Origin of the sequence: Shewanella sp. Arc9-LZ (assembly GCF_010092445.1) — a bacterium.
In the GTDB taxonomy this organism is placed as follows: Bacteria; Pseudomonadota; Gammaproteobacteria; order Enterobacterales; family Shewanellaceae; genus Shewanella.
This window is the reverse complement of the sequence record NZ_CP048031.1, coordinates 4,356,695-4,380,459: the sequence shown is the minus strand read 5'-3', so window position 1 is coordinate 4,380,459 and position 23,765 is coordinate 4,356,695. Positions and strand designations below refer to the sequence as shown.

Below are 23,765 nucleotides of genomic sequence, written 5' to 3'. Positions count from 1 at the left end.
GAAAGCCTCGATACTTAACAGTATCGGGGCTTTTTGTTTAGAGTGAGAAGATTTTTATGAAGTTTTTTATCTGAGTTATTTTTTAATTTGATCGTAATGTTCAGTTACTTTAACAATACGATTTAACAGTGGCTTTAAGCGTGTGAAATTAATTGATTTTTTTTGTGCCTTTATTATGTGCATAGCAAAAGCATCCTTGCTGAGATCTACTTCTGGGTTTCTTTTATCAACGGTGTTAAAAAATTTACCATTTGAATGTTTAATCATTCTGGTCTTCTTATGAAAAAAATACTCAATATCAGTGTCTTCTCCAGATTTTCCTAGAGGAGTAAATACTACGTAAAGGTTTTGAAATATATGTATAAAATCTGCTTTTTTTACATCATCTATAGAATTTAAGCTACTAGGGAATAAAGTCACTTTCTTATTAAAACTCTTACCTTTTAATAAATTTGGAATTCGAGCATCATCATTATCTAAAAATATAATGACAGGGTGCTTAGGTTCAGGTGCTGTATAACATTTTGTATTCTTTTCAAAATTATTAATAAAGTCTTTTAAATAATCTACGCCACCAAATAATTCTAATAAAAATCTTGTACGCTTGGAGTATTCGACAAATCTAACTAATAACTTGTAATTGTTGTCTTCTATTCTAGCTAGGGAAGGATATTTAGGCAGAAGTTCACTGATAGCCGATTTTAGGTAAACATTATCAGTTTTACCTTCACATAAAATGGTCGGCTTATCATTTCCATAAAATAAACGATAAAATAGAAAACGGCTAAATGTACTCTCCCTTGCTGAAAGTAAATTTTTAGTATTTTTCCCTATATTGTTTATTGCATACTCTGCCGTTAATGGAGCTTTCTGTCTCATGCGGTTGTAATGATCAACTTGATCTATAAAGTTAAGCTGGCCTTCTAATTCATCAAGATTTCCGTCAATTTCAAATCCATCTTCTATTGAAGTAAATTTTCCTTTTTTGAATAGGTTGTTGCATTTGGCTCTTGCCGTTCTCCAATATTCCTTTTTAGTGTTTGGTTTTTTGTTGACAATAAGTCCTGTGACCTCTTGCCTAGAATCTTTAAATTGGATACGGGTTTTATTATGATTTATTGAAAACCCAGCATGCACTATTTCACCAACCAATTTTTTACCTGGCGTATAACCATCAATATCTTCATTCATAATTTCTTTAGGAAAAGTAGACTTTCTGGTAGAAAAAGTAATGTCGTCAGCATACCTCGAATAAGTGCATTTATATTTTTTAGCTAATTTAGCCAAACGAATATCTAAACTATGAGTAATTAAATTTGTAATGACAGGGGAGCATGGGCTTCCCTGAGGTAACTTATTATCATAGCAAGCTATTTGTGCAATGATAGTAGCAATATGGGGATCTAACTTAAAATTGTTATTCTTAATAAAAAAGCCACGTACTCGACCAAAATTAAAGCTATCAAAAAAATTTTTCAAATCAATATTAAGTACATTTTTCTTGCCTAAGTGCATCATAGCATTGGTAATTATTGAGCGTTCTCTTACAAAGCCATGTGATAAAGAGGGTTGTTTCGATTCAGCTGTTGGTATCTTAATTTTTAAAACTGTAGCTGCATAATCAAGGTCTTTTTTATTCCGCATTTTTGGTTTTGCGAGCTGAGAACTTGGATATTTAGAAATGTTAATTTCATCAATACAATCTAAAAGTAAGTCTGATAATTTTTTCTGTAGACTTTTTAAGTCATCACCAGGCGCATTTATAATGCGTTTACCACCAGATCTTTTTTCTATTGTAAATTGGTGATATTGATTTTCTGGTTTGATTATATAAAGACACCTAGTGAGAAATCTAGGGTCAACACCTAATGCTTTGGCAAAGCTTGGCTTTGTGGAAATTCTTCTTAGATAGTTAAGTTGTGACATTTACAAGTCCATTTGTGGTAGGTGGCTTATGGGCACTCTTATGCACCATTATGCTGACATTTGATACGTGCAAACTTCAATATGGCAATCCTTTCGGACAATTGTTTCACCGCTCGCGAAACGCGAACCAAAAATCTGCCCATAAGCCGATTGCGAATGTGTCATTTGTTTATGGGTAAGTCAATAGTTGATTGTATTAAGAATAAGTGGGGTCAGATCAAAATTTCTGCCTAAATATCCACATATCCCCATTATAAAGGCAGATAACACAGATGTGATGTGGATGAGTAAATACTATATAATTTGTCGTTATCTATATTGATTTCTATCAATCTTAGGGTCAATTTCCCAGTCTGTAGTGATTACATTTAATCAGCAAATCACTAAATAATCGAATAGTGTAATAACTTATACTTTGGACTAACGTTATGGCATCTGCACTCAATCAACAATCCTTGGGCTTACTCATTAAAGAAACCAGAAACAATGCGGCATTGACTCAAGATGTGGCGGCGATGCTGTGTGGCGTGACCAAAAAGACGTTAATTCGTGTCGAAAAAGGTAATGATGTTTATATCTCGACAGTGTTTAAAATTCTTAATGGTCTGGGGATTAGTATTGATGTCGCGCAGAATCATAACGCTGATCCTAAAGTGTGGTACTAATCGATAGTAAATAAAAAGCCCTGATGCTGTTATGTATCGGGGCTTTTTATTTTGTGATGGATTGTTATTTACGGGTAATTTTATCCAAATATCCAATGACGAAGACCGATAAGACTGATATTTATCTCGTATTCATAAGTGTAGGTCGAATTTATTTTTCTTAAATAAGCGTTCAATTTGTTGTTTGGCGTTTTATTTAAGTTTAGTCAGCCAAGCATTTAAAGGATGTTATGTAAACATGCGATTATTGAGTTATATAATGCTCAATACGTAGTGTTATGGCTCATTGCTGAGTATTATACAACTCAATAATAAACCGGCCCGATAGCTTTTGAGTATTATAAGACGTATTAGCTATCAGCGTAGCAATCTTCTAATTATCCAAATTAACGACAAGAACAAACAACTAAATGAGTCTTATAGTACTCAGTAATTGAAGGTGATAACAATTATTGAGTACTATAAGTTACTTTTATTGAGATTTTACATGTTTTTGAGTACAATAGTATTCATTAAGTATAAAAAAGAGTATTCAATGGAAGATATTAATCTTGAAAATTTAAATGAACTAACTGTACAAGCTTTCATTGATAACTCATGGAAGGATATTGCGAAGATTACATTCCCGAATAATGCTGATTACACATTTGACGCTACCGAAGTCGATTATGAACTTGACTATATAATTGCTAATCTTTCTGCGGATGATCACCATGCAGTATCTATAAATCACCCTATTGAATTTTATTTTGATGACAATGGACAACAAGGTTGGTTGAAGTTCATTGACGACATCATCCCTAGTGGCTCAAGCCGAAAGTACTGGCTGACTCAAATAGATACAGATGGGATGTCAGCCAATCAACAAAAGTTCGTGTTGCTAGCATATGGCACTATTTCTCCCATTGGAAATTTGCGTATCAAAGAATCTATAGAAGCAGTTAATAGAGTTCCTAATCAATACTTTGAAGTTTCAGACGTAGCAAGTAGAGGTGCAGACTTTTTGAGTTACGCACAAACTCGGGGGGCCGCTGCTGGTGGAGCTACTGGAGCAGGTGGAGAAGCCCCAAAACTGCTACTAAGACGTAGCAAAAACGATGTCGTGTGGATAGATACCTATCAAGACAATACAAATATTGATGATATGTATTACCTCGTTAAATTCCCAAGAGGGAATAGAAGGGGAGTTAATGATGCGGTGTTAGTTGCCGAATACCACTATTATCATGAGTTAACCGCTATGGGTTTTAGTACTATACCTGTAGCAGACATGAAACTAGAAAAAGGTGAAAACTATCATTCACTTTGGTTGCCAAGGTTCGATATAGAGACTCAAGTAGATGGGACTACCAAACGTTATGGTATGGAATCTGTGTACTCAATGTTAAAAAAACCGCCAGCTACTATTCTAGATCATGGTGAGACAATACGTGAGTTGGTTGACCTGATCACTCAGAGTAATACAGTCAAAGAGAAGCACCTGCATTTTGATGTTGAGGCATTTATTATTGAATGGGTTCGCCGTGACTTATTAAATATTGCGTTTGGTAATAGCGATAACCACGGACGAAATACTTCATTCTATAAAGATGACAAGGGTATAAGGTTAACCCCCATTTATGACTTTGCGCCTATGAAAGCTGATCCAGATGGTATACCAAGAACAACGAAATGGGCTGCTCCAGATCTTGAACTTGGTGGTAAATTTAATTTTATTGAGATTGCTTACTCCTTAAGTGATTTAATTGATCCAGAACTATTGATAAATGAACTAAGGACAACAGCACATCAACTAGTCGGTTTAAAGCAAAGGCTAATCGATCGTGGTGTTCCTGATCAAATAGTGAATATGCCAACATTTGGGTTTGATTTTCTAGATGAAAAATTGAAACAATGGGAATTATTATGAAAAAGAAAAATTTAACGAATACAGTTAACTTCTTAAAAAAACATAATTCTGATAGCAATATGAAATTTAACAGCGAGGGGGAACGTATACAGACTAGAAGCGACCAAATTATAACGAATCGAGTTGATAACAGCGTTGTCCATATGACTGTTGGAGATGCTGGAAAACCCGTTGTTGTTCAGAGAGGCCCGCACCCTAGATTGGAGGGAGCTCCTAGAGGTAAGTCATTTGCAAGCGACGTAACAACTAGTGATAAAACTCAAACTAGGCAACGTTCGTCTACGAAAACGGCTATTAAGGATGCTAAGTTACGTAGGGCAGTTATTAATAATGTTATAACTAAATTACTATTTTCTAACATTACACAAGGAGATGCCTTAATTCAGTTACGCATACAGGTGCTCGGTTTGAACCAAGAAAAATATGCAAAGTTAGTTAACGTTTCTCGTAAAAAGCTTTCTGATATAGAAAATAATAGAAGCAACCCAAGCGTTGTGGTTTTGAATAAAGTGTTTAAGCCTTTTGGTTTAAACGTAGGTTTGATCCCAATCTCACCCACGGTATTGCAAAATGTTCTAGATGATGGTGACTTTGTTAGGTATTTGCCCGAGTAAGGTAAATATTTGCTCCTAAAATAGGTTGATGATTTTTATTAAGCTTGTTGGATCTCCCAACTGGCTATTTTATGCACTTCGTTTGGGGTTTCATTCTAAATCAGTGAGGCAGAGTAAACTTTCTGCCCCACGATATTGTCTATGCCATTTCCACGACGAAATTCTGCTATTACTTGCGGGTAATTTTATCCAGATATCCCATGGCGAAGGCCGATAACACGAAGGTAATGTGGATGAGCAAATACCACATGATTTTGTCATTCGCGATATTTTCGGCATTCATAAAGACTTTAAGTAGGTGAATAGACGAAATCGCCACAATAGACGCTGCTACTTTGTTTTTTAGCGAGCCTGCATCCATCTTGCCAAGCCAGTTGAGTTTTTCACTACCTTCACCCACATCGAGTTGTGAGACGAAGTTTTCGTAACCTGAAAACATCACCATGATGAGTAGACCACCGACTAAAGTGATGTCGATTAACGATAGGGTGATTAGCACCAAATCGACTTCTTTTATCGAGAAAATATTGGGGATAATATGAAAGATCTCTTGAAAGAACTTTATGCCTAAGGCGAATAAGATTAGGCTTAATCCCAAATAAATCGGCGCCATGATCCAGCGTGATGCATACATCAATCTTTCAAACACTTTTTCCATTAAAAATTAATCCTTCAGATAAAATACGTAGAAATAACTCAAGTCACTCATTCTAAAACAATAACAAAATGAACGTTAACTGCGCCGACATGCAGTGGCACACGTGATGATGTGTTGCCTGTACACTTTGCATAATGCACAGTGTATTGCATTATGTTCTTAGTGGTTGATATTTAGTGAGGGCAGAGTAAACGTTATTGCCGTCTAAATCACCTATTGTCTATTCATCCCAGACGTTTTTAATCTAAGCCTCAGGTTTATTGATTATACTGTTTTGCTTGGGTATGTATTTCAACACTTAAAAGAGAGATCTATCATTATGGATAAACCTACCAACGTGCCTCGTAAAATGCCTTGGGTTGCGATAAGTGTCATAGCATCCATAGTATTGCTGTTTGGGCTGTTGTTAATGCTGATGCCCAAGGGGTTTACGTCTAATCTTGAACAAATTGGTACGGGCAAACCTGCGGTAGTATTTGTCTATGATCCTAACCTTGTTTCAAGTATCACCCAAACAGAGCAGATGAATGAAGCTCGATCTCATCTTGGTGATAACGTGTACTTTCTGCTTGCTAGAACAGCAACGCCTGAGGGCGATGCGTTTATCGCCAAGCATAACGCACGAGTAACTGAACTATTCCTCTTTGACTCAGCAGGAAGCCTAATTAAAAGACAGCGTGCGGTGATAGATGCGAATGAGCTGATGCGATGGGTACGTTAGTCATTTTAGCGTGATCGCCATCTGTGATTAGCGTGAGATTAAGTGAGGGAGTCAGTGGAGAGAGTCAGTGGGTCTGCTTAAACGTTTCATCTGACTTAAAGCCGCAATAACTGCGTTGCTTCAACACTATTTTATAAAGCCTCGATATTTAATTGTATTGAGGCTTTTTAATATCTGAATTGGTAAATAGTGTACAAAGCTACACTTTATGGCTGGTTTACGGTTTGGTATTCCAAAAAGTGTATGTAAGTACACTTTTTATGGGATGTGTAGGATCAAAGATAAATGATATTCCAAACTGTTTAGTACAACATCCTGATTAATTGATGATTAAAAAAAATGCTTTGTGACTTAACGGTATAGGGGGTATTTCTAGCATTTTAGTGAGTGAAGACTCGCTAGATTTTAGTCGTTAGCTATTTATCATGTCTCATTGCTTATTTCTCACTCCTTATTCCTCCATTGTGCAATTTGATATATGATGCGCCACCCTAAATTTGCCTATGTCGCTGATCCCTTTTTATGTCTACCAATGCCCTCTATACCGATTTATCCGCTTATTACGATTTAATGTGCTGTGACATTAACTACCAGCAGCAAAGCAATAGCATAGTTCGCTTGCATCAGTTTTTGGGTAACAGTGGTAAACAACATTTAGATTTAGCCTGTGGAACGGGGCCTCATGTAAGGCATTTTATCGACTTAGGGTTTCAAAGTAGTGGCCTCGATATCAATCAGCCTATGCTCGATATTGCTATGCGTCGTTGCCCTGAAGCGCAGTTTAGTTTGCAAAATATGACTGAGTTTTATGTAGAAGAAAAACTCGATCTGATTACCTGCTTTTTGTACTCCATTCACTATTCACAAGGTATCGAGGCACTTAAAGCCTGTATTGCTAGTGTGCATAAGGCATTAAATACCGGCGGCTTGTTTTGTTTTAACAGCGTTGATAAACATAAAATCAATAACAAGGCGTTAGTGAGACACAGTGCCGAATTTGAAGATAGTCAGTTTGTGTTTGAATCTGGTTGGCATTACAGCGGTGAAGGTGAGATGCAATCGCTCAATCTAAGCATTGGCAAAACCCAGTTTGATTCGACGCAGTTATGGCAAGATTCTCATGCGATGGTCGCCACCAGTTTTACTGAACTCGAAGCATTATTAAGTCCGTATTTTGATATTCAAATATTTGAACACGATTACGACAAAATCATCCCTTGGGATTTGGCTTCCGGCAATGCCTTGTTTGTGTGTACGAAACGTGAGATTGATTAGTTAAGGTTTTTAGCTATTATTTTCGGTAATGCTTATAAGCCTATATCCAGTTTTTTTAAGCTCTGATATTGCGTTTGATGGGTGAGAACCTTATGGTGTTTCGCCCCGTCATTTTTAGCATAACGTTGTTGTTAAAATGATGTGTTAGTGACAGATATACTGATAAATGTATTTATCATCAACCTGATTTTCGGACACAGAAAAGGCACAATCGCTGTTGGCAAGTGTCCGGATATATGCTTCAAACTTATCTTTTTCACCCATATCAGCAAAATAAAAAACACCTGTCGCAGACTTGATTGTCATGGGTATTGAGTTGTTAAAACCATCTCGTCCACCTTGAATGAAAAACGAACTAGAGACAATATCAAGCGATACATTCAAGAAGCTATTTTGTGGTTGATTAAATTCCTCGGTTGAATTGAAATCAATCGTTAAGAACACACCCAAATCATTCATGCTAGGGATTTTTATTGCCTTTAATGCCATGGGATTTGCCGCTTTTAACGCTGGAATGTGCTCTTTGAAATAAACATCATGCAGATCATTTCGTAAATAGCTTGCTTGTAGGAAGTCATAAATACTGCCATTACCGTCAATATGACCGGCATAAACAAGGTGCTTGTCTGTATAAGCTATAGGCATTTTAGCGATTGATGTAGGCAGAGTCCTAGCCGGTTGTAATTGATTTTTCTGTTCAGCTTTTTTGATGGTACTGACTAATTCATCTGTATATGAATAAAGTAAATTCACTTCGCGCTGTTCAATAGTCGACATGTCGATGGGATGCAAGATTGGTTTGGTATGATTATTTTGTTCAACTCGATATTTTTGAGCTACCTTATTTTTAATATCAACCACGATGATGTAAGGCAGCGTAAACTCTACAGCCTCTTTTAGGGCAGTTTGACTCATAGATAATTCTGAACAATCGTTACAAACCAATGTCTTAACGCTTGCAAAAACATTTGTAGATAATCCACACGCGAGCAGCGCGATACAAAGCTTAAATAACATCCGTTTCATCTACAAAATCCTTATTTATCTAAAGTATAACTATAATAAAGCAAACAATGAGAGCTGTCGGTCAGAGTCAGTGGGCAGATTAAGCTTTTTAATAATGATTTGGAATGAATAAAGAAGGGGAATAAATTTTTACAACTCGTTCAAGATAAGAGAATTGCTATTTAGTTAACAATATTTGTGCTACTTAAAATGCTTCTTGAAGTGAATTTAGGATTAAATGCTGTAGTGTTTTATGGCAGCAAGCCTGTTCGCTAGCAAACTTCACCAGCTTTCAAATACCGATTTTTATAGGCTAGAATGTATAAAAATAAGTATTTGAATGTGGTCAGCCATCATCATTAACAATGGCTGTTGATGGATTTTTACTGCGCGGTATCAGTAAATTCAGCTTGAACCTTGTCTAATTCTTGCTGATTTTTAAGCTCAACTTGTTGCTGTTTTTTAATGCTGACTTCTTCTACAAGTGCCGCTTGTCTTTCTTTAAGGCTGTGTTTCTCATCTTTGGTCAGAAACTTAAATGCTTTTTCATTGGCAAGTGCATACGCAACAACATCTTCGCCTTTTACTCTGCGTTCATCCACTCGTTTTGAAAAACGATCGTTATCTCGAGCTTTACGCTCTTCGGCATTTAACTTACTCATTGGTGTATCCTCATTAGTTAATCACGGTAGGGGTCACTACGCTCAGTCAAACAAATGAGAATTGCACATTCATAAAGCTGATCGGCGCATTTTAGCATAAGTTGGCTTGTTAGCCTGTAATACATGGCGCCTGAGTAAACTTTATCATCTGTTGGTGGTTTCTAGAGTCGGTTCTGCTGTCGGTTACCTATAACGATCATTCATTAAAGCTGTTTAATGCCATTGCGATGTTATGAGTGGCTTGTTTGGCGCGCGGGCTGAGTTTTGTGATTGAAATAAAGCCATGCATGCAATCATCATAATGTTGGTGTTGTGTGTTTATGCCTGCCGCTTTTAGGCGCTGGGCATACGCAATGCCATCGTCCCTTAATGGATCGAACCCAAGGGTTAATATGTAGCTTTTTGGCGATTCGCTAATGTCTGCTGCTTGTAGTGGACTCACTAATGGCAGAGTGACTTCGTCGAGAGAGTGTAAATATTTTAACCTGAAATAATCCATTAAATCGCGGGTGAGTATTAATTGTTTATTGAAACGGCGATAAGACTCGGTTAAGCCTTGTAAATCTACCATTGGGTAGATCAAAAACTGAAATGCGGGTGTTACTTTTGCCTGTACTGGCAGCGATGTTTGCAGTGAATGTAAACCGATGATACACGCTAGATATCCGCCTGCGCTGTCACCACCCACGCCTACGTGCTGTGGATTAATATTAAGTTGTTGATGGTTGGCATTGATATAGTTCCACGCTTCGATAGCATCACAAATCGGGATGGGGAATTTATGTTCTGGAGCCAGTCGATAATCGACTGAGATAATGTTCATGTTGCCATGTTTAGCCAGATAGCGGCAAAAGTGGTCATGAGTGTTAATACTGCCAATAACGCCGCCGCCACCGTGAAAGTACACTAAGGTTTTTTGCGGTTTGTTGGCGCTAGGATGGTAGATGCGAAGCTTTATTGTGCTATTGCTGCCATTACCGTTATTGCTGTTATTAATAGTACTAGTACCGCAGGCGCTATGTTCGTTCAAAGGAATAGTGCCCATAAAAGGAGTGCCAGTACTCACCGGAACCGTTAAATTAATCACCTTATCCATTTCAATTTTAGTCAGCCCAAGTACTCGGTCCATCGCTAGAAATACATATCTGAATAATGTGACTGGTAACTTGTATAACGGCGCTAATGACAACCACTTGGCGACCATTAATTGTTTCGCTTCAAGCTTGGGCGCTTGTAGACGTTTGCCTTGTAGCGGTTCGTCTTGTGGTAGTTCGTTTTGCGACGGTTTGTCAGATGATGATGTGTCTTGTGGCAATGATGCTGGCTTATTCACGTTGTCCATTTCTATAGCCTTTTTCTTATTGTTAACTGATTAGAACCGCATGTTTTATCGACTTAGCCACTTCATCGCTAGGCGATTGATAAATGTCGGTGATACGTTACTTAATCTATGTAATAGGCCATAAAAAACACTGACCGTTCTATGGGTTTTAGGCTGTTTCACTTGTTTATCTATCACTGCGACTACGTGTTCAGCAGTGATATTCACGCCGAGTCGTTGCATGACTTTGGCGCTGTTTTTCTGTGCCTTCAGCATATTGGTTGCCACAAAGGGCGGCATAACATCGCATACGCTGATGCCATACTTTTTCCACTCAAGTTCCAGCGCCTCGGTCAGTGCTTTTACGGCAAACTTACTGGCCGAATAGCTGGCTAATTCTGGTACACCATAATCGCTGCTGGCTGATGACATATTGATAATAGTACTTGTGCCATTGTTGTGTAGATATGGCCATGCAGCATGGCATAGGTTCATTACTCCAATGACATTGACACTTAATGTGCGCTGATGTTGTTCGATAGGGATTTCTTCAAAGGAGCCTATTTTCAATATGCCGGCATTATTAACTAATATGGCCAGGCAGTTATTATGTTCAGCACAAAATTTAGCCATAGCGTGTTGTACTTGTGAAAAATCACTGACATCCAGTTGAAACAACCTTATTCGAGTTCTATCCCATATATCGGTGGCTTGTGTTAATTGCGCCAAATTGATGTCGGCCATACCGACCCAATAGCCCTTTTTGTGAAAGTGTTTTGCCGTCGCTAAGCCAATGCCGGAAGCTGCGCCGGTAATAAATATAGTGTTTTTATTCATCATAAACCTAGTTGTTTCTAGTATGAGTCAATCAGCACGAGTGAATCAATACGGGTGGATATGTAAGGGTGAAAGGTGGATAAGCCAACTAAAATGATCGGGTATTAAGGTGTTCCATCTGCGGCTGTTTCATTTCATCAACCCATCGTTGCCAGGTGTAGGGCCATAAAATTGGGTCGCCATCGGCATCTAAATACCAACTTTGGCATCCTCCAACCCAGCTAGTGCCTTTTAACCCTTCCTTTACGTAGGCATTAAAGTCGTCAATGGCTTGTTGCTTGGCTTCAAACTCATCAAATTCATGCTCACGCCATTTATCGATCAGTTTAATAACGTAGTTAGTTTGAACCTCGCTCATGGCGATAACGGAGAAGTTACCAATAGGTGTGTTGGGGCCGAGCATTAAAAAAAAGTTAGGGTAGTCGCTGAGTAACATTGATCGATAGGCTTTGATTTTATGAGCCCAGGCTTTATCAATGTGCAAATTGTTGCGCCCAATGAGATTCATTGGGCGCATAAAACTAAATGCATTAAAACCGGTCGATAATACCAATACATCGAGGTCGTGATGTTTACCGTCTTTAGTGATAATGCCTGTTTCAGTTATGCGCTCAATGCCTTCTGTTATTAACTCAGCATTGGGTTTTTGAATGCCTTTATAAAAGGTGGTGTTGATAATGACCCGTTTGCAGCCTACTTGATAATGAGGTCGTAGCTTTTCGCGTAAGGTTTGGTCTTTAATGCTTAATCGTAAGTTGGCTTTACACAAAAAATTTAACGCATGCTTTTGGATAAAGTGTCCCGTGACTGCTTTGGTAAAAAAATGTTCTAGAAAAAACTTGCCCATATTGCGATGAATTTTGGTGATGATGGGAAAGCGAGCCATTAACTTTCTGTTGGTTTTTGAAAAGGTAAAATCGGGCAGGTGCATTAGCCATTGTGGTGTGCGCTGAAAAACTGACACCTTAGCTCCGGTTGTAATCAGTTCGGGTATGGCCTGTGCGGCCGTTGACCCAGTACCGATAACTCCAACCCGGGTTGAGGCGGATATGTCGACGTCATGATTCCATTGGGCAGTATGGAATGTTGTGCCTTTAAAATCTTTTAATCCGGGAATGTCTGGAAATTGTGGATGATGCAAAATGCCGGTGGCGCACACAATAAAATCGGCAATATAGGTTTGCTGTTGGCTGGTTTTTACCGTCCATTTGCCATTGGCATATTGTGCATCGGTAACGGCTTCGTTAAAGCGTATGTCTCGTTTAACATCATATTTATCTGCCACGTTTTCAAAGTATTGTTTAATCTCTGGTCCATGGGCAAAAAAACGGCTCCAATTTGGATTAGGTTCAAATGAATAGGTATACATGTGAGCGGGGACATCGCAGGCAGCTCCAGGGTAGGTATTTTCTCGCCACGTTCCGCCCACGCAGTCTTTTTTCTCCAGTACTACAATATCGGTGATGCCAGCTTGGCGCAGTTTAATGTCCATTAAGATGCCCGTCATACCTGCACCAATGATCACCACAGTAGGATTTCGTTTAACTTGGGTCATGATGCCCTCTATTCTTGTTATGGTTATTTATTAACGTGCTTGGTTGTTGTTAGCTTTTGTTATTAGCTTTTGTTATTCGTCATCGCTATTTTTACTTGTTACGTTGAGCATTAACTATTCGATAACGGTTCATTCAAATGTTGTTAATAAATTGTATTATCTATCCAGCATAGGAAACTATTGTTCATTGATCTACGCGCTAAAGGGACGTATATTTGTGATTTTAAGACATGGTAGCCCTCAGTTATGACATTTCGCAGTATTACCAGTGTGCAAATTATTGTGTCCTATGGCATTGAGCTGGGCATTGAGCAAGATAAACTGCTGCAAGGGTCTGGTTTGACGGGGGGCCAATTAACCGACCACGAGCAACTGGTTGAAGGAAAACAAGAATTACAGGTGTTAAATAACCTAATGCTCAATACTTCATGCCCATTCAAGGTTGGAATGGAGTTAGGTTGCCGTTATCACCTGACCAGTTATGGCATCATGGGTTATGCTCTATTGGCGAGCAGCACTGCGAGAAAGGCGATTGAATTAGGCTTACGTTATCTAGATTTAACCTATGTTTTTTCACAAATAACATTAACTGAGCTTAAAGACGATTTATCTCTAAGGTTCTCATGTGACATTCCTGGAGAGTTAGGCGAGCTGGTGTTAGTTAGAGACATGTTGGGCGCTGCGATGATCCAACGAGAAGTATTTGAAAGTAACGACTTGCCGATACAACTGCAGTTTACGTCGCCTCAGCCCGCAGGCTTGTCACTCGAGGATATAAAGCAAAAACTGGGTGCTGAGATCCAATTCAATGCTAGTTATAACGGTTTTACTGGATTAGCACCGCTATTAGATCTGCCATTATTAAAAGCCAATGAAGCCACCGCCAGACTATGTGAGGCGCAATGCAACCAGCTACTGCAACAAAAGCAAAACTGGAAACCTGTTGCTAAGTTGGTAAAAGACACCTTAGTACACTTAGGCTTAACAGCATCAATGGAAGATATCGCTCAGCATTTAGCTCGAACGACTCGCACTTTGCATCGTCAACTCACACTAGAACAAACCAGTTGGCGCCAGGTGCGTGACGATGTTCGTTTTGGCATAGCCGAAGCGCTATTATTAACGCCGATGCAACTTGATGAAATAGCCGAACGCCTTGGTTTTAGTGATGGGGCTAATTTTAGTCACAGCTTTAAACGCTGCAAAAATATGACCCCAAGCCAGTATCGAAAGCAGGCGAAAAAATAGCGATAGCCGCCTGTGCCAAATAGATAAAGGCTAGCTGGAACCTTATTCCTGAAGCCTAGAATCTAAAGACTCATACCTAAGGTCTAGGATTTAGCACTCTAGTGCCCAAGCAAGCGGCTGTTAGCCAGAACCTGCTTTCTATGACTCCATCACCTCATGTTTAATTACAGAACTGCCTTTCACATGGAACTCCATCGTTATTTCCGTCCATTTGTGTACCTGGGCAGTTACGGATATAAAAGGTTGCTTCTGCACATGAGCGCATTTGACTGCAGTGTGTTTTACCGGCTTCGCATCTGAACTGTGGTTGTAGATTGATTGAGCTTGGTTTTGATACGGTTGGTGTCCACTCCATCTGTTCAATATTCTCATTGGTCAGCACTGGCGTAGCAGTCATTTTTTGATATTGTTTATAACCGAAAATACCAATCCCAAGCAGGATAATAAGCATGATTACGCGACCAAGCACGGGGCTTGAACGGTAGTTTTCGTCATGATGAGATGGGCTGTTTCGATGATGTTGACCAGTGTGAGAAGCTGGACGGGTTGTGTTAGACATAACAGCCACGCCTTCAATACTGGCTTTTACGGCTTTGACTTTGCCATCGGGTTGGTTCTCGCGATGAAATAGTATCTCATCGCCAACAATGGGCTTTCTGGCCATGTGCTTTAGGGTTGAAATATGAATAAACACATCTTGAGTGTTGCCGGTTTCTGGTTTGATAAAACCAAAACCTTTTTCATTGTTCCAGCGAATTAAGATGCCTCTTTCCATGGCGATACTATTCCTTGATAGTCATTAAGTTAATAAAAATCATGATGTAGAATCATGCTTTTAAATCAGCAACATAATACCTATAACTACAGTGTTTTAGCCAGTAATTTGATTGAGTTTTTAGATAGAGTCATAAAATATATTCGCCACGTTTACCTGCTCAGGTAAAAACTGAATTGATATCGACTTGGGCAAATTATCAACTGGCTGCAACAAAAGCGTGGTGTTATTTAAGATTAAGTTTAACGTGTACATAGGCAGGATTATTTTGATGAATTAACCAAAGGTGAAAACAGAGGGGGAGCACGGAGAATAAAGAAGCCATTGAGGAATGGCAGCTAGAGAATAGCTAGCTGAATGACATGTTTATACTTTGGGTAAAAATATGCTGCAACGGTTACATTTGGTTGTAAATGCAGTCAATTTTTATTTGAATTTGGCAACAAGCAATCCTTTTGCCATTTGGCTGCGTATAAAAGAATCGGATATTTATAAACAAGGATTACAGATGCGTTTTTTAATGATTATTGCCGCTTTACTGCTGAGTGCTTGTAGCACCAGTTATCCCAATCAGTCTATTACAGGGCAAGATTTTCCATCGGTAACAGGTCAAACACTTGAAAACGAGTCGATGGCTTTACCTGAGGATTTACAAGGTAAATTGTCGCTGTTGTTGATTGGTTACAAGCAAGATTCACAGTTTGATATTGATCGCTGGTTGATTGGCTTAGACATGACTCAAACTCAAGTGTCGGTATATGAAGTTCCGACTATTCAGGGATTGTTTCCTAGAATGTTCAGCCCTCTGATTAATAATGGCATGCGTGCAGGCATACCCAAGCCATTATGGAAAGGCGTGGTCACCATCTATAAAGATGGCGACCAAGTACAAGCCTTTACCGGTAATGAAAATCCCAATAATACTCGAGTCGTGCTGCTCAATGAGCAAGGTACAGTGATTTACTTTTATGACCAAGGCTTCTCTGTCGATGCACTCAATCAGTTAAGAGCTCTGCTGTAGTTATTAGCTCAATGACTCGCCCATAGGCTCAGTTAATCGCTCGTGGTAGTACTGAGTTTTTTTGGGCGCAGTAGCTGAATTAATGTTGGCGCGATAGAGGCTAAAATCATCCCACTCATTAATAAATATTGGTGTGATGTATATGATTCGCCTATTAATACTAGGCCACAGACGATGCCCGCTATCGGATTGGCAATGCCGCCAAATGTGAAGTCGACCACAGACATACGTTGCAGTAACCACACATACATACTGTAACCGAGTACGGTGTTGAGCAATATTATCCAGCTTATACCGAAGCCATTCGTCAAGCTAAATTGGCTGACCACATTGAGATATTGTTGTGGTGAAAATAGCGCTTGAATACCAGCGACAACGAATAGCAATGTACCGCCGATAATCAATTGCCAGGTGAGTATTGTCCACCAATGAATGCGCGACCCTAACGCTTTGGTCATTGTGCTGCCGATAATTATGCAGCTGATTGCGGCAAACATTGCGACTAATCCTATGGGGTTTAAGCTAATGGAGCTTGGGTCAAACAGCATCCAAGCTAAGCCAATTAACACCGCGCCAGAAAGTGCTTGTAGCAAATTAGGACGTTTTTTACTGACTACCCAATGAAATAACATCGCAAAAACCGGCACTGAAATCATCCCGATACCAGAAATAGCCGATGGCAGCGTCAGTGCCATGATAAAAATCAAACTGAAAAACACCGCAATGTTAATAGAACCGAGTTTAATTAAAATAGACCAGTCGGCTTTGTGCGGTAGGCTCGGTTTAATCGCCAGTAGAATCAGTCCTGCAGGCAGCGCACGAAGGGCACCGAGTAATAATGGTGGCCAGTCTGGCAAAGTAAGCTGGGTCATCGCATAAGTGGTACCCCAAAAAAATGCAGGGATCATGGCCAGTAAAATATTCATAAACTACCTTTGTATTAAATATCTTTATGTAAAGATAAGTGCTAATTCTGGACTGATAAGTTATTTTTGTAAAGTACCTTTTTATGAAGTATCTTTACGTTAAGTTTTTAAGCTATGTTTTGAGTGCAAAATGATAAGGGTGAGGTATGGAGGATATTGATAGAGTCGTAGCGCAATGGGGCGAACAAAAGCCGCATTTAGATACCGAGCCAATGGCGATTCTTGGGCGTTTTTTGCGTTTGCAAAAACATATTGAGGCTGAAATATCAACTTGTCATAAGCAGTTTGACCTGACCATGGGTGAGTTTGATGTGCTGGCGACATTAAGACGTAATGGTAAACCTTACACCTTAACCCCTTCAGCGTTATTATCGTCGATGATGTTAACCTCTGGCGCGATGACAAATCGCTTAGATAAGCTTGAATCTAAAGACTTAATTGCCCGTGTACACAGCACTGAAGACAGGCGCAGTGTATCGGTAGCTTTGACTAACAAAGGTCTTGCCACAATAGATGAAGCGATTGAGGAGCATGTAAAGGTTCAACACCAACTGGTGGCAAATCTTTCTGACATTGAACAGCCCGAGCTTAACCAATTATTCAAAACCTGGTTAGCAGGCTTTGAAGGTAATCAATAGCAGTCGTGATCGGATAAATCAAAAACGGCCAGCATCTTAAGATACTGGCCGTTGTTGTTTGTGCATTTTTAATGGCTTAGTACTTATGGTTGTAGCTGCGCTTTTGCTGCTTCAACTTTAGAAAAATCTAGTCCTAACTCTTCAACTGCTTCTTTGATTAAGGCTGGGTTTTGCATCACCATGCCCATCAACTGTTGTAGCTTTTCTGCAGGAATACCTAATTGACCAATAGTTGCCATTGCTGCGAATGGGTTTTCAGTTAACGTCTGGAACAACTCATTAATTTGTACGTCACTGATATTGTGTTCTTTGAAGATGGCAAGAATCGGGTTCATTGCTATACCTTGTAATGTTAATGGACTAAGTTGTGATTTTATCACGTTTTCACAATACTGGTGCAAGCCTCATTATCTATTCATGATAACTGTCGATATGATTGATGTAATGTTTAAGGCCTCTGAGCAGCCGCCACGATTAACGTCAGTCTAGTGATTCAGTCTCGTCTCTATGCTTCATGACTCTATCTTAATTGCTCTGTCTTATTACTCTACAAAATATCAACTACTTGAAATAACTACATGAATAAAGATCTGTAATAATTCATAGGCTTATTCATGCCTGCTTGGTGTTGAGTTGAGGGATTATAGTGATAGTTCATCATGCCTATATTAACGGCGATGAATTATTGATTGAGTTTACAATATTGGCGTTTATACTAAGCCCGGTATGGCATGGTGCTGTATGTTTTGTTTAACTACACGGATGTTTTATATGGATATTGTTACCCTTTGTATTACCGTTGTTATTTCTCAACCGTTAATTGTGTATTTGGCATTTTATAAAGATACCGGTCTGACAACGAAAAAAAACGAGTTTTATCAATCCTTTTTAGTTATTCCCCCCAGCTTTGCTTTCTTCTATCTAGACCAATATTGGTATGCGTTAAGTTTACTGGCTGCAGTCACGTTATTCGGTCTGCTATTGGCCAAAATGGTTAATCATAAGGCAAGTCATCCTATTGTTCGAGATGATCTCATCTCATTCGGTATTGCGTGGTTGATAATATTCGGCATAGGTCATTTTATTGCAAGTTTGTTTACAGACTCAAGTCCAGACATCGCTGTAACACCAGACGTTACGGCGGTAACAATACAACAAGGAATGTACTCCGCATTATCAATTTCACTGCTTTATTTAGCGATTATGCTGGTGGTATTTTTTGTCCGAGTCTTAGAGAAAAAATATATAACCAAAGAAAAATTTAGCGACTTTTTGCTACTCATTTGTAGTGTTATCGGTGGCGCGCTTCCCGTCATGGGCGACTATTTTATGTTGAGTATGATGCTAAACTTTTTTATCTTGTTTTATATCAGTGGAATAATTATTCGCTTAGATGGGACCGGTCCTTCTAGTGGGGCCGTTGGTTTTATTTTTGGCTATTTATTTATGATGGGTGCAGGGGTTTGTCTGTTGATCAAAGGTGGAGCTTGGTTGTTTGGTTAATACGATATCATCGGCTTAACATAGAGCTATCAACGGGGTATTCCCCTTAAGCTTTCAGCTAAATATTCACTGGAAATGTCAGCTCAAGTTGACTTAATGACGAGTTTTACTGTCCTTTACAGTCAGCCGCCAGTACTATGAAATCATCAAAAACATCTGTGAAGGGATAGAATGCAAGCGTTAATGACAAATATGGCTATACCGCGCAGTCGGCAAACTGGCGCCTCTGGAGCCAAACTGTTACTGATTATTGCAGCAACAATGCTTGTTACAGCAGGGCTGACATTTTTTATTATCCGCACTTATATCTTTCCGTCACCGCTCACCCCGGTTAGCTTAAATGCTAAAGAAGAGCAACAATTGGATCAAAAACTGACTCGGTTAGGTTGGCAAGTTGAACCTCGCTCAACGGTTACAGCATCAAGTGGTGATTCCCGTGCAGCTGATAGTGCTAGTGAAAATAGTGATGAGTTAACCCCTGAAGCGTATCGTGAGTTTGACGCTGATCGGCAAGTGACATTTAGTGAGAAAGAAGTGAATTCGATGATTGGCCGTAATCCTGATTTTGCTCGGCGTGTAGCGATTGATTTTTCTGATAACTTAGCCAGTGCCAAAATGCTTATCCCGATCCCAGACGACTTTCCGATTATGGCTGGGGAGATTTTACGCGTGAATACTGGGCTTGATATTCATCTTGATGCTAATCGTCGTCCAGTTGTTGCGCTAGTTGGCGTGAGCTTAATGGGCGTGCCTATTCCGAATGCGTGGCTAGGAAACATGAAAAACGTCAATTTGGTCGGTGAGTTTGGCGATCGTGGCTTTTGGAATGCTTTTGCTGATGGTGTAGATGATATTCAAATTCGTGATGGAGAGTTGTCGATCAAACTGCGCAAGTAAATATTGTAAGTCGTTGGTGTTTTGAAAAGTGGGCGTTGATATCAAGCCCACTTTCGCCTTGAAATATCACGGATGAAAACCGTTCACCTCTTATCTTATCGCTAGACTGCTCTGGACTCATTCATCTTATGTGTGATTGATTCTAAGCGCGACTATTGTCGACGCGCTATTCCTCAGACCGACTATTGCTAGGTGCGATAAAGTACCTTCACCACATGCCAGCCAAATTTAGTTTTGACGAGGTGTGGCGTAATGAGCTCGCCGTTGAAACAGACTTTATCGAATGGTGGCACCATTTGCCCCTTTTTAAACTCGCCCAAATTACCGCCGCTTTTGGCCGAAGGACAGCTAGAGTGCTTTTTGGCTAATACATCAAATTTAGCACCATTATTAAGCTGCTTGATGATGTCTTCAGCCTGAGTCTGATGTTTAACTAATATATGTAATGCTGCTGCGGTTTTGGCCATGTTGGTGCCTGTATTTATTTGTTTGAATGGGTAGAACAATGTTTAGCGCGACATTATACCTGCTTAGTCGACCAAATTGGCATGATAATCTAGCAATAATTTGCTCTGTTATGGGGCTTGCCTGTTACAGTTTGCTCTCCTTATCGATTGAACATCTACATGGATCCTATAAAGTAGATGCATGCTAGTAAAATGCCGCGAGCAAATAACAAAAAGGAAATTTTTAATGCTTAAGCGAATCATACCCCTATGTATAGCGAGTGCGATGACAATGGCAACACCAGTTAATGCAGAAGAAGACAAATATATTTGGTTAGAAGATGTTGAAGGCGCCAAGCCGCTGGCGTGGGTTAAGCAGCAAAATGCCGTATCTGCAACTCACATTAAGGCTTACTCAGGCTTTGATAACTTGGTGTCAAACAGCCTAGAGATTTTAAACGATAAAGCCCGTATTCCTTATGCCACTCGTATTGGCGATTATTTGTATAATTTTTGGAAAGACGAAACCCACGAGCGTGGGATTTATCGTCGTACCACACTGGCGGAATATGCTAAGGCTGAACCCAACTGGGAAACTGTGCTTGATATCGATGCCCTTGGCAAAGCCGAGGGGGTTAATTGGGTGTTTAAAGGCATTGAATGTCAATACCCACAAAACGAGCGCTGCTTTGTGTCGTTGTCACGTGGGGGGGCAGATGCCGCTGAGGTGCGTGAATTTAATTTAACCGCAAAAGCGTTTGTTGACAGCACCCAAAAGCCATTCGTATTGGCTGAAGCTAAGTCAAGGTTAAGCTGGATTGATAAAGATACCGTGTTTGTCGGAACTGATTTTGGTGATGCACAAAGCATGACGGATTCAGGCTATCCAAGCGTGGTTAAATTGTGGAAACGTGGCACACCGTTGTCTGCAGCCAAATTAGTGTTTAGAGGCGATAAAGCCTCCGTTGCCGTGTCGGGTTATGTGATGTTTGATGATAAAACACCGCTGAATATCGTCACCGAAAGTTTAACCTTCTACACCGCTAAACATTATGTTTATCAAGATAGTAAGTTAGTGTCGCTGCCTATTCCTGAAGATGCCGATTTAAAAGGTTACTTTAAAGGTCAGCTATATATCGAGCTAAAAAGCGATTTAGTTACCCCCAAAGGGACTTTCAAACAAGGCGCCATTGTTTATACACCTGTTGATAAACTCATTGCGCAAAAACCTGAGTTTAGTGAACTGGTATCGCCAACGAAGCATGCTTCTATTTCACAAGTCGCATTTAGCCAGAATGCCATTTTTGTCACTTGGCTAGATGATGTAAAAAGCAAACTTGTACGATACATGCAAAACGATAAAGGTGAGTGGCAAAGCAAACCTGTGCCATTTGAAGCCAATGGCACCTTAAGTGTGTTTGATGTTGAACGTGATAGTGATGATTTTTTTGTTAATTACACCAGCTTTTTAGAACCAGCCAGTTTATATCGCTTAAATGGTGCCAGCTTAAAAGCCGATAAAATTAAAGCCATGCCGCAACAATTTAGCGCCGATAAGTTTGTCACGAAACAGTACTTTGTTACGTCAAAAGACGGCACAAAAGTGCCTTATTTTGTAGTGATGGCTAAAGACATTAAACTCGATAGCAGTAACCCAACATTACTTTATGGTTATGGCGGTTTTGAAGTATCGCGCTTACCAGCCTATTCGGCCACTATTGGTAAAAACTGGTTAGAGCAGGGCGGTGTTTATGTACTGGCTAACATTCGCGGTGGTGGAGAGTACGGCCCAGCTTGGCATCAAGCAGCGTTAAAGCAACATCGTCATAAAGCGTATGAAGACTTTGAAGCCATTGCCGAAGACTTAATTGCGCGCAAAATTACGTCAAGCAAACATCTTGGTATTCAAGGTGGTAGTAACGGTGGTTTGTTAATGGGTGCTGCATTTACTCGTCGTCCTGAACTGTATAACGCTGTAGTGTGCCAGGTGCCATTGTTGGACATGAAGCGCTATAACAAGTTATTGGCTGGTGCCAGTTGGATGGGCGAATACGGTAATCCTGATATCGAAGAAGAGTGGGCATACATTAAAACCTATTCGCCATATCACAATTTAAAACAAGGGGTTAAATACCCTAAAGTGTTCTTTACCACGTCAACTCGTGATGACCGTGTACACCCAGCGCATGCGCGTAAAATGGTGGCGAAAATGGAAGACATGGGCATAGATGTGTTGTATTTTGAGAACATTGAAGGTGGCCATGCTGGCGCGGCAGACAATACCCAGGCCGCCGAGTTAAGTTCAATGGTTTACGCATACTTAATGCAACAGCTTCGTTAAATTTATCAGTAGCCAGTGTTGAATAAAAAAGGGTTTCAGTGCTGCTGAAACCCTTTTTTTGTTTTCAATATTCACAGCTGTACAGCGTTAAACTGTTTATCTAAGCGGTGCATACCCAGTTTTGTATATTCAAGCCGTGCTGCGAAAATGATAAAAAGAGCCGCAGTGTAATACTGCGACAAATAGCCTGAAGCTAATGAGCACAAGTGGTCTTCTCTCGCCATTAGCCGGGGGGAGGCTGAATGATGATTAATTGCTAGGGTCAATCAACTCAATTTCATTACTGGCAAGCGCGCCCTTAATTTGGACCGCAACCTTATAAATCATTTCAGCATTTGCCGATGCTTTACTTTGTAAGTCGAGATCGCTCACATTAAAAGTATATTTTCCCGCAGTATCTGTCGCTTCTAATGTGCCTGTACAGCTGTCAGTGGCTGTACTATCACATTGATAGTTTTGAGTGACATGCCAACGTTTCCAAGCCTTAGGCTTTATGGACGGTGAGGCTGGGTCAGGAAAACCAAAATACACAATATCGTAATCGGCTACGTTAGTCAGCGCTTCACCTTCGCTATTGGCAACGGTGAATGATAGTGCGCCAGTGGTCGAGTCAAATGTGTCGAGTTTAACCACCACAGTGCTGGCATCATCAATACTCACGCCATCAACAACAGGCGGTACAACGACTACTGGTGGCACAACAACAGGGGGAATAACTACCACCGGTGGCTCAGTGACAACTTCGTCATCATTGTCGCTATTACAGCCAAAGATTAACAATGAACTCGCTAATATGGCGCTAAGATATTTAACCTTCATGAT

General features: G+C 39.9%; 23 protein-coding genes. 11 read left to right on the top strand and 12 right to left on the bottom strand.

Annotation, left to right across the window (positions count from 1 at the left end; translation table 11 throughout):
* Positions 1–75: 75 nt before the first annotated feature.
* Positions 76–1,926: a retron Ec67 family RNA-directed DNA polymerase/endonuclease gene (locus GUY17_RS18875; RefSeq protein WP_162024004.1), complete on the bottom strand. Its 1,851-nt coding sequence runs from the start codon at positions 1,924–1,926 to the stop codon at positions 76–78.
* A 428-nt stretch (positions 1,927–2,354) separates the two neighbouring features.
* On the opposite strand from GUY17_RS18875, the gene GUY17_RS18870 reads away from it, so the two are divergent.
* The 3 genes from GUY17_RS18870 (at position 2,355) to GUY17_RS18860 (ending at position 5,114) form a co-directional block, all read left to right on the top strand.
* Positions 2,355–2,591 carry a helix-turn-helix domain-containing protein gene (locus GUY17_RS18870; protein ID WP_162024003.1) on the top strand — a complete coding sequence of 79 codons (237 nt, stop codon included), beginning with the start codon at positions 2,355–2,357 and terminating at the stop codon, positions 2,589–2,591.
* A gap of 535 nt (positions 2,592–3,126) precedes the next feature.
* Positions 3,127–4,500, top strand: a complete 1,374-nt coding sequence (locus GUY17_RS18865; protein WP_162024002.1) for a type II toxin-antitoxin system HipA family toxin — start codon at positions 3,127–3,129, stop codon at positions 4,498–4,500.
* Positions 4,497–5,114: a helix-turn-helix transcriptional regulator gene (locus GUY17_RS18860; protein ID WP_162024001.1), complete on the top strand. Its 618-nt coding sequence runs from the start codon at positions 4,497–4,499 to the stop codon at positions 5,112–5,114. The genes GUY17_RS18865 and GUY17_RS18860 overlap by 4 nt, the downstream gene beginning before the upstream one ends.
* Positions 5,115–5,283: 169 nt before the next feature.
* Here the strand turns inward: GUY17_RS18860 and GUY17_RS18855 are convergent, their stop codons facing one another.
* Positions 5,284–5,772: a TIGR00645 family protein gene (locus GUY17_RS18855; RefSeq protein WP_162024000.1), complete on the bottom strand. Its 489-nt coding sequence runs from the start codon at positions 5,770–5,772 to the stop codon at positions 5,284–5,286.
* Positions 5,773–6,091: 319 nt separating this feature from the next.
* Between GUY17_RS18855 and GUY17_RS18850 the strand changes: the two genes are divergently transcribed.
* Positions 6,092–6,493: a hypothetical protein gene (locus GUY17_RS18850; RefSeq protein WP_174839660.1), complete on the top strand. Its 402-nt coding sequence runs from the start codon at positions 6,092–6,094 to the stop codon at positions 6,491–6,493.
* Between the two features lie 522 nt (positions 6,494–7,015).
* Positions 7,016–7,768 (top strand): class I SAM-dependent methyltransferase, encoded by a 753-nt coding sequence (locus GUY17_RS18845; protein ID WP_162023998.1) that lies wholly within the window; start codon positions 7,016–7,018, stop codon positions 7,766–7,768.
* Positions 7,769–7,912: 144 nt separating this feature from the next.
* Here the strand turns inward: GUY17_RS18845 and GUY17_RS18840 are convergent, their stop codons facing one another.
* The 5 genes from GUY17_RS18840 to GUY17_RS18820 all read right to left on the bottom strand — a co-directional run bounded on the left by GUY17_RS18840 (position 7,913) and on the right by GUY17_RS18820 (position 13,148).
* Positions 7,913–8,794, bottom strand: a complete 882-nt coding sequence (locus GUY17_RS18840; RefSeq protein ID WP_162023997.1) for a hypothetical protein — start codon at positions 8,792–8,794, stop codon at positions 7,913–7,915.
* Positions 8,795–9,156: 362 nt separating this feature from the next.
* Positions 9,157–9,435 (bottom strand): hypothetical protein, encoded by a 279-nt coding sequence (locus GUY17_RS18835; RefSeq protein WP_011639067.1) that lies wholly within the window; start codon positions 9,433–9,435, stop codon positions 9,157–9,159.
* A 196-nt stretch (positions 9,436–9,631) separates the two neighbouring features.
* A complete protein-coding gene (locus tag GUY17_RS18830; RefSeq protein WP_162023996.1) occupies positions 9,632–10,777 on the bottom strand; it encodes an alpha/beta hydrolase in 1,146 nt (381 codons plus the stop codon).
* Between the two features lie 45 nt (positions 10,778–10,822).
* Complete coding sequence (locus tag GUY17_RS18825) at positions 10,823–11,596, bottom strand: SDR family oxidoreductase (RefSeq protein WP_254439835.1); 774 nt, start codon at positions 11,594–11,596, stop codon at positions 10,823–10,825.
* A gap of 85 nt (positions 11,597–11,681) precedes the next feature.
* A complete protein-coding gene (locus GUY17_RS18820) occupies positions 11,682–13,148 on the bottom strand; it encodes an NAD(P)/FAD-dependent oxidoreductase (protein ID WP_162023995.1) in 1,467 nt (488 codons plus the stop codon).
* Positions 13,149–13,394: 246 nt separating this feature from the next.
* On the opposite strand from GUY17_RS18820, the gene GUY17_RS18815 reads away from it, so the two are divergent.
* Positions 13,395–14,396 (top strand): AraC family transcriptional regulator, encoded by a 1,002-nt coding sequence (locus GUY17_RS18815; protein ID WP_162023994.1) that lies wholly within the window; start codon positions 13,395–13,397, stop codon positions 14,394–14,396.
* A 160-nt stretch (positions 14,397–14,556) separates the two neighbouring features.
* On the opposite strand, the gene GUY17_RS18810 is transcribed toward GUY17_RS18815, so the two are convergent.
* A complete protein-coding gene (locus GUY17_RS18810) occupies positions 14,557–15,171 on the bottom strand; it encodes an excalibur calcium-binding domain-containing protein (protein WP_174839659.1) in 615 nt (204 codons plus the stop codon).
* A 508-nt stretch (positions 15,172–15,679) separates the two neighbouring features.
* On the opposite strand from GUY17_RS18810, the gene GUY17_RS18805 reads away from it, so the two are divergent.
* Positions 15,680–16,192 carry a hypothetical protein gene (locus tag GUY17_RS18805; protein ID WP_162024411.1) on the top strand — a complete coding sequence of 171 codons (513 nt, stop codon included), beginning with the start codon at positions 15,680–15,682 and terminating at the stop codon, positions 16,190–16,192.
* A 32-nt stretch (positions 16,193–16,224) separates the two neighbouring features.
* Here GUY17_RS18805 and GUY17_RS18800 read toward each other — a convergent pair whose 3' ends face one another.
* On the bottom strand, positions 16,225–17,118 hold the full coding sequence (locus GUY17_RS18800; protein WP_162023993.1) for a DMT family transporter: 894 nt from the start codon (positions 17,116–17,118) through the stop codon (positions 16,225–16,227).
* 146 nt (positions 17,119–17,264) lie between these two features.
* Between GUY17_RS18800 and GUY17_RS18795 the strand changes: the two genes are divergently transcribed.
* The gene (locus GUY17_RS18795; RefSeq protein WP_162023992.1) at positions 17,265–17,756 is read left to right on the top strand and encodes a MarR family winged helix-turn-helix transcriptional regulator; all 492 of its coding nucleotides are present in this window, start codon (positions 17,265–17,267) and stop codon (positions 17,754–17,756) included.
* An 83-nt stretch (positions 17,757–17,839) separates the two neighbouring features.
* Here the strand turns inward: GUY17_RS18795 and GUY17_RS18790 are convergent, their stop codons facing one another.
* Positions 17,840–18,091, bottom strand: a complete 252-nt coding sequence (locus GUY17_RS18790; protein ID WP_101085033.1) for a DUF2999 family protein — start codon at positions 18,089–18,091, stop codon at positions 17,840–17,842.
* A 436-nt stretch (positions 18,092–18,527) separates the two neighbouring features.
* On the opposite strand from GUY17_RS18790, the gene GUY17_RS18785 reads away from it, so the two are divergent.
* Complete coding sequence (locus GUY17_RS18785) at positions 18,528–19,259, top strand: hypothetical protein (protein WP_162023991.1); 732 nt, start codon at positions 18,528–18,530, stop codon at positions 19,257–19,259.
* 171 nt (positions 19,260–19,430) lie between these two features.
* Complete coding sequence (locus GUY17_RS18780; protein ID WP_162023990.1) at positions 19,431–20,156, top strand: arginine N-succinyltransferase; 726 nt, start codon at positions 19,431–19,433, stop codon at positions 20,154–20,156.
* Positions 20,157–20,344: 188 nt separating this feature from the next.
* On the opposite strand, the gene GUY17_RS18775 is transcribed toward GUY17_RS18780, so the two are convergent.
* A complete protein-coding gene (locus tag GUY17_RS18775; protein WP_011639051.1) occupies positions 20,345–20,623 on the bottom strand; it encodes a peptidylprolyl isomerase in 279 nt (92 codons plus the stop codon).
* A gap of 226 nt (positions 20,624–20,849) precedes the next feature.
* Here GUY17_RS18775 and GUY17_RS18770 point away from each other — a divergent pair, with 226 nt between their 5' ends.
* Entirely contained in the window at positions 20,850–22,943 is a 2,094-nt protein-coding gene (locus GUY17_RS18770) for a prolyl oligopeptidase family protein (protein ID WP_162023989.1), read from the top strand.
* A gap of 249 nt (positions 22,944–23,192) precedes the next feature.
* On the opposite strand, the gene GUY17_RS18765 is transcribed toward GUY17_RS18770, so the two are convergent.
* Positions 23,193–23,762, bottom strand: a complete 570-nt coding sequence (locus GUY17_RS18765) for a hypothetical protein (RefSeq protein ID WP_162023988.1) — start codon at positions 23,760–23,762, stop codon at positions 23,193–23,195.
* Positions 23,763–23,765: the final 3 nt, after the last annotated feature.